The following is a 5,481-nucleotide window of genomic DNA, read 5'->3' as shown; positions in this document are numbered from 1 at the left end:
GGTGATGTCGTCGAGGACGAGCTGCTGTCCTGCGGGGCCGGCGAAGGACTTCGATATGTGGTCGATGCGCGCGGCGTGCTCGAACGACGTATCCGTGCCGCCGGCCTTGGCGATCGTGGTGGCCATGGTCGTCACCTCCTGGGAATCCTGCGAGTCCGCTACTTGACGCCGAGACCGGCGTCGTCGACCTCGTCCTTGCCCTCGGCCTTGAGGACCTTGTTCAGGGGCGCGAGGTCGTAGATGCCGTCGAGGTCGGGCTGTTCGAGCAGACCGGCCTGCACCGCGTGCTCGGCCTCGGTGTTGAGGGTCGAGGCCAGCGGGTCGTCGAGGAAGGTGATCGACTTCCAGGCCGGGTCGATGACCTCGGCGGGCAGCGCCTTGCCGGACTCCTGCTCCAGGGCCTTGTTGGCGGACGCCTTGGCCTTGTCCGGGTTGGCGTTGATCCACGCGTTGGTCTTCACCGAGCCGCGCAGTACGGCTTCGACGACGTCCGGGTGCTCCTTGAGGAACTTCTGGGACACGATGATGTTCGTGATCACGAACTTCTTGTCGGGCCACAGGTCGGCCTCGTCCAGCAGTACCTTGCCGCCCTCGGCGACCAGCTTGGACGCGGTCGGCTCCGGTACCCAGGCGCCGTCGATGGAGCCGGACTTGTAGGCGTCCGGGGTCACCTTGTTGTCGGTGCGGACGACGGAGACGTCACCCTTGCCGCTCTGCGCGTCGACCGTCCAGCCCTGCTCGGCGATCCAGTTGAGGAACGCCACGTCCTGCGTGTTGCCGAGCTGAGGGGTGGCGATCTTCTTGCCCTTGACGTCCTTCAGGGACTTGATCTTGTCGGGGTTGACGACGAGCTTCACGCCACCCGAGGCCGAGCCGGAGATGATCCGCAGGTTCGTGCCGTCCGCCTTGGTGTAGCCGTTGATGGCGGGGGAGGGGCCGATCCAGCCGATGTCGATGGAACCGGAGTTGAGCGCCTCGATCTCGGAGGGCCCGGCGTTGAACGTCGAGGACTTGATCGTGGTGCCGCCGAGTTCCTTCTGGAAGATGCCCTCCTCGACGCCCACCAGGGCCGTGGCGTGCGTGAGGTTCGGGAAGTAGCCGATGCGCACCTCGTCGGCGGAGAGCTTCTCGGCGCCGGCCGCGACCTGGGCCTGCTTGTCGTCGTCGGCGGAGTCCGAACCGTAACCGCAGGCGGTGAGCAGGAGGGGGAGCGCGGCTATGGCGGCGAGGGTGCGCAGGGCGGTGAGCGGTCTTGCGGCAGACACGGAGGTGTCCTCTCAGGATTCGGTGGTTCAGGGGTACGCGGGCACGCACCCGCGCCGGGGAGGGGCGGGTGTTGCTGAGAGCGGTGCGGGGTCCGACGGGCCGGCGAACGGCCTCAGACAGGCCGACAGATGGCGCTCGACGTGCGACGAAGGTCGATGTGGCGGCGGGAGGTCAGCAGGGGCAGCGAAAGCGCTGCGCGGACGAACGGTCCCATGGCCAGCCCCCATCGATTCCTAGTTTTCCTACCTGGTTGCTATGGATCGTGGCAGAAGTCGGCCGCCACCCCAATAGGGTGCTCACATGCTGGACGACTCGATCTTGCCATTTGGGATGGAGGCTCGAACGATTCTCCGGTGCGCGGCACCCCAACGACGGGGAGTCCGTGAAGCGCGCCGGTGCGGTCAGCAGTGACCTCGGGGGCGCGGTGCTCTCACCGAGCGAGACCATCACCACGAACCACGGCGTCGTCCTGAAGAACATGAGCGAGTACCGGTCCTGGTACCAGCCGGTGCACTGGGTGCTGGCCCACCACGGACTGCACGCCTTCTGACCGCGGCGCCCGGGGGGCTGCTCAGACCGGCAGCGTGAACGGGGGGTGCTCCCCGTTGAGGAAGTAGTCCCCCACATCGCGCAGGCGGTGGGCCACGGGCTCGTACAGCGTGTGGGTGCGGGCGTTGCGCCAGAAGCGGTCGAGGCCGAGGTGTAAGGACGTGGAGCGGGCGCCGATGATGTCCAGGGCGCGGGCCGCGGATTCCTGCGCGGCCCTGGAGGCGGCGGCCTCGGCGACCGCCACCAGGACCGAGATCTCGGCGCACTCGTCGTAGGTGAGGTCCGCTCCGCGTTCCAGTCCGCTGTCCAGGGCCGTCAGCGCCTCGGCGGCGAGGGCGGACGCGGAGCGGGTGAGGACGGTGAGCTCCCCGTACTCCGTCAGTGTCCGGGGGTCCCGGGGTGAGCCGGCCGGCCACTCCGGATGCCAGGGGGAGTGGCCCGCCCTGCTGTACTCACGGGCCTCGGCCAGCACCCCTTCCGCGAGGCCCAGGCGGAGCTGGACCGAGACGAGCCGCCCCAGCGGCGAGGCAAGCGAGGCCGCTGGGGACAGAACATCCTCGTCGACGGAGAGGGAGCCGAGCACCTCGTCGGCGCCCACCCGGACGCCGTCGAACTCCACGCTGCCACCGGCGGCGAGCCGCTGGCCGAACGGGTCCGCGTCGTCGTCGATCCGTACGCCCTCACGGGTGGGGTCGGCGACCACGGCGAGCGGTTCGCCGGTGTCGGCGCGCACCGCTCGTACGGCCAGCCGGTCGGCGACCAGCACACCGGTGGTGTAACTCTGCCGGCCGTCGAGCACATACCCGTCTCCTGACTTCACCAGCGTCAGCCGCGGTTCCTGGCGGGCGATGCCACCGCCCCAGCACCACTGCTCGGCCGCCGACCGCTGCTCGACCAGTGCGGCGAGCGCCGGCTCGGCGAAGAGCCGGGCGCTGAACGCCATCACGTAGTGACAGCCGAGCAGTTGGCCGATGGCTCCGTCGGCGGCGGCGATCTCCCGTACGACGGCGTAGGCCGTCGGCCAGGTTGCGCCGCCGCCCCCGAGCCCGGCCGGGACCAGCAGCGTCAGCAGTCCCGCCTCGCGCAGCCGGGACACCTCGTCGAAGGGCGCCTTGCCCGCATGTTCCCTGGCCACCGCGTCGGTGGCCAGGTCGTCCGCCGTCTCCCGGGCGACGCGCAGCCAGTGTGCTCGGTCAGGTCCGGTCGGCGGGGTGGGGCGGGACGGGGCAGGGGCGACGCCCATCGCGGTGCTCTCCTCAAGGTCGGCCGCGGAGCGCGGCGTCGGAGCCGACTTGCCGGCCGGGCACGTACTTGTAGCCCACGCTGCGCACGGTGACGATCCGGTCCCGATGGGCCTTGCCGAGCTTGCGGCGCAGCCGAGCGACGTGGACGTCGACGGTGCGGCCGTCGCCGACATGGTCGTAGCCCCATATCTCGGCCATCAGCCGCTCGCGCGTGTGCACGTGCTGGGGGTGGCGGACGAGATGCGCCAGCAGCTCGAACTCCAGGTAGGTGAGGTCGAGTTCCTGTCCGTCGACCTCGGCCACATGGCGTGCGGGATCGATGCGGATGTCGTCGTCTGCTGTCCGCCGGACGGGAGTTGCCACCGGCTGCACTCCGGCTCGGGCGAAGAGCTCGGCGGGATCGGTGCCCTCGGGCACCAGGACGAGATAGCCGACGAGCGGCGGGGAACCGGGGGCGGTGTCCTGCGGGATGTCGTCCACCAGGCGCAGATGGCGCACATCGGATAGATCAGGCAGGGGGGTCGTGGGAAGTGCCGTGGTCATGGCGTACGTCCTTCAGGGGAGTGGAGGGGAGAAGGATCGGAGCGGCGACGCTGGGACGCGTGCCTTACGCGCGACAGCAGGCGGCACTGACGACGTGACCAAAGTCGACATGCCGACGACGTACGAGTCGTTGCTGCGTGTGGGGCATGGTCACCATCCTGCGCAACGGGATCGGGTCCCGTCAATGCTTTCCTAGTAAATCAGTAGGAAAAGTGGAGAAGGCTGCTCAGGGCAGCGTCACGGAGCCGCGCGAGTAGTGGCGCTCGACGTAGAACTGCCCCACGCTGAGCACGGTCGTGACGCCGATGTACCAGAGGGTGGCGACCATCAGCAGCGGGATGACCTGGTACGTCTGGTTGTAGACCAACTGCACCGAGTACAGCAGGTCGTGCACCGCCAGCACGCTGACGATGCTGGTGCCCTTCAGCGTGCCGATCAGCATGTTCCCGGCCGTCGGCACGATGGAGCGCATCGCCTGCGGGATGACGACACGGCGCAGCGTGCGCAGTCTGCCGATACCGAGAGCCTGCGCGGCCTGGGTCTGACCGGCGTCCACCGAGAGGATGCCGCCGCGCACCACCTCGGCGGCGTAGGCGGCCTCGTGCAGGGTCAGACCGATGACCGCGGTGAGGGTCGGGCCGAGCAGATTGACCGTCTGGACCGACACGAACTGCGGGCCGAACGGGATGCCGAGTCCGAGCCTCGGATACAGGGCGCCGATGTTGAACCAGAACAGCAGCTGCACCAGCAGCGGGGTTGACCGGAACACCCACACATAGCCCCAACTCAGTGTGCGCAGCACCGGGTTGGCGGTCAGCCGCATCACGGCCAGCGGGATGCCGAGCAGAAACCCGAGCACCATCACCACGCCGGTCAGCCACAGCGTGAGCAGCAGCCCGTCGAGCACGGCGGCGGTGGTGAAGTACCGGGCCACCACATCCCACTGGAAGGCCCGGTTGCGGACGACGGAGTTGACCACCATCGCGAAGACCAGCAGCGCGGCGGCCGCCGTCACCCAGCGGCCGAGGTGCCGGCGCGGAACGATACGCGGGTCGTCGTCGGGGGTGCCGGGCGCCTTCGACGGCGGTACGGCGAGAGCAGGGGAGACATCGGAAGGCGTGACCATCAGGAGGCTCTCCGGGGGAGATGGAAGTGATCCGCCCGGCGTCGTCACACGCGCCGCGTCCCTCAACGCGGCCGAGGAAAGCGATCGTACGGGCCCCTGGCGAGGCCGTGTCAACCACGCCTGCCGCCGCCCGCCGAAGTGGTCCGCCATCCGGGCGCCGCTTGACGAACAGCAAGTTGCCCTGCTCAATTGGTTCGCATGAACCTCCAGCCGCGCCTGGTCTCACGCGACCACATCGACTTCGGTCGGGTGTGGTCCGCAGCGTGTTGCGCCTGACGCGGCAGCGGGCCGTCTGACCGGCCCTTCCCTCCCTCGGTGACCCCGTCGCGGGCCGAGCTCTCCTCGCACGCGCGCTGCCGCAGCACTGTCTTTCCTTCCGACGCCCGGTGTCGTCACCCCCGCCATCACTGACGGACAGTCACCCATGCCGCGCCGCAGGGCACTTGCTCCTGCCCGCGTGCGCTCGTCTCCGAAAGGCCCCCCTTCCATGCCCGTGGAATTCCTCGGCATAGCCGCCACCAACGCCGGTTCCGAAACCACCCCGCGCTCCGGCGCCGCCTTCGACAAGGACTACACACTCCGGCTCGCCCGCGCCCACGAGGAGCACGGCTGGGACCGCGTGCTGTTCGCCTACGGCTCCGGTTCACCGGACCCCGCCCCCGCCGCCGCGTACATCGCGAGCAGGCTGGAGCGGCTGCAGATCCTGCTCGCCCACCGGCCCAACGTCTCGTACCCCACCTTCGCCGCCAAGAC

Annotated in this window: 7 protein-coding genes and 1 pseudogene; 2 read left to right on the top strand and 6 right to left on the bottom strand. The window is 69.4% G+C overall.

Annotated features, from left to right (window positions below; translation table 11 throughout):
• The 3 genes and pseudogenes from H4N64_RS43665 to H4N64_RS46660 form a co-directional block, all read right to left on the bottom strand.
• Window positions 1-126: pseudogene (locus tag H4N64_RS43665) on the bottom strand (ABC transporter ATP-binding protein); the annotation flags it as partial.
• A gap of 32 nt (window positions 127-158) precedes the next feature.
• Window positions 159-1,265, bottom strand: a complete 1,107-nt coding sequence (locus H4N64_RS43660) for an aliphatic sulfonate ABC transporter substrate-binding protein (RefSeq protein WP_186288184.1) — start codon at window positions 1,263-1,265, stop codon at window positions 159-161.
• A 113-nt stretch (window positions 1,266-1,378) separates the two neighbouring features.
• Window positions 1,379-1,480: a putative leader peptide gene (locus H4N64_RS46660; protein WP_336246978.1), complete on the bottom strand. Its 102-nt coding sequence runs from the start codon at window positions 1,478-1,480 to the stop codon at window positions 1,379-1,381.
• Between the two features lie 168 nt (window positions 1,481-1,648).
• Here H4N64_RS46660 and H4N64_RS43655 point away from each other — a divergent pair, with 168 nt between their 5' ends.
• Window positions 1,649-1,816 (top strand): hypothetical protein, encoded by a 168-nt coding sequence (locus tag H4N64_RS43655; RefSeq protein WP_186288183.1) that lies wholly within the window; start codon window positions 1,649-1,651, stop codon window positions 1,814-1,816.
• A gap of 21 nt (window positions 1,817-1,837) precedes the next feature.
• Here the strand turns inward: H4N64_RS43655 and H4N64_RS43650 are convergent, their stop codons facing one another.
• The 3 genes from H4N64_RS43650 to H4N64_RS43640 form a co-directional block, all read right to left on the bottom strand.
• Window positions 1,838-3,058, bottom strand: coding sequence for an acyl-CoA dehydrogenase family protein (locus H4N64_RS43650; protein WP_186288182.1), 1,221 nt, complete (start codon window positions 3,056-3,058; stop codon window positions 1,838-1,840).
• Window positions 3,059-3,071: 13 nt separating this feature from the next.
• Entirely contained in the window at window positions 3,072-3,602 is a 531-nt protein-coding gene (locus H4N64_RS43645) for a winged helix-turn-helix domain-containing protein (RefSeq protein WP_186288181.1), read from the bottom strand.
• 226 nt (window positions 3,603-3,828) lie between these two features.
• Complete coding sequence (locus H4N64_RS43640) at window positions 3,829-4,728, bottom strand: amino acid ABC transporter permease (protein WP_186288180.1); 900 nt, start codon at window positions 4,726-4,728, stop codon at window positions 3,829-3,831.
• 487 nt (window positions 4,729-5,215) lie between these two features.
• Here H4N64_RS43640 and H4N64_RS43635 point away from each other — a divergent pair.
• Window positions 5,216-5,481 (top strand): LLM class flavin-dependent oxidoreductase (locus H4N64_RS43635; RefSeq protein ID WP_186288179.1); only part of this gene is annotated, 266 nt, incomplete at its 3' end.

The sequence above is a fragment of the Streptomyces cupreus genome (assembly GCF_014257025.1).
Classification (GTDB): Bacteria; Actinomycetota; Actinomycetes; order Streptomycetales; family Streptomycetaceae; genus Streptomyces; species Streptomyces cupreus.
The sequence above is the reverse complement of the archived record's forward strand: the minus strand, read 5'-3'. Positions and strand labels throughout refer to the sequence as shown.

What these genes read in the sequence shown, in the direction of transcription:
- H4N64_RS43645 (WP_186288181.1), bottom strand. Translation starts at nt 3,602, where the DNA reads ATGACCACGGCACTTCCCACGACCCCCCTGCCTGATCTATCCGATGTG.
- H4N64_RS43640 (WP_186288180.1), bottom strand. Translation starts at nt 4,728, where the DNA reads ATGGTCACGCCTTCCGATGTCTCCCCTGCTCTCGCCGTACCGCCGTCG.
- H4N64_RS43650 (WP_186288182.1), bottom strand. Translation starts at nt 3,058, where the DNA reads ATGGGCGTCGCCCCTGCCCCGTCCCGCCCCACCCCGCCGACCGGACCT.
- H4N64_RS46660 (WP_336246978.1), bottom strand. Translation starts at nt 1,480, where the DNA reads ATGGGACCGTTCGTCCGCGCAGCGCTTTCGCTGCCCCTGCTGACCTCC.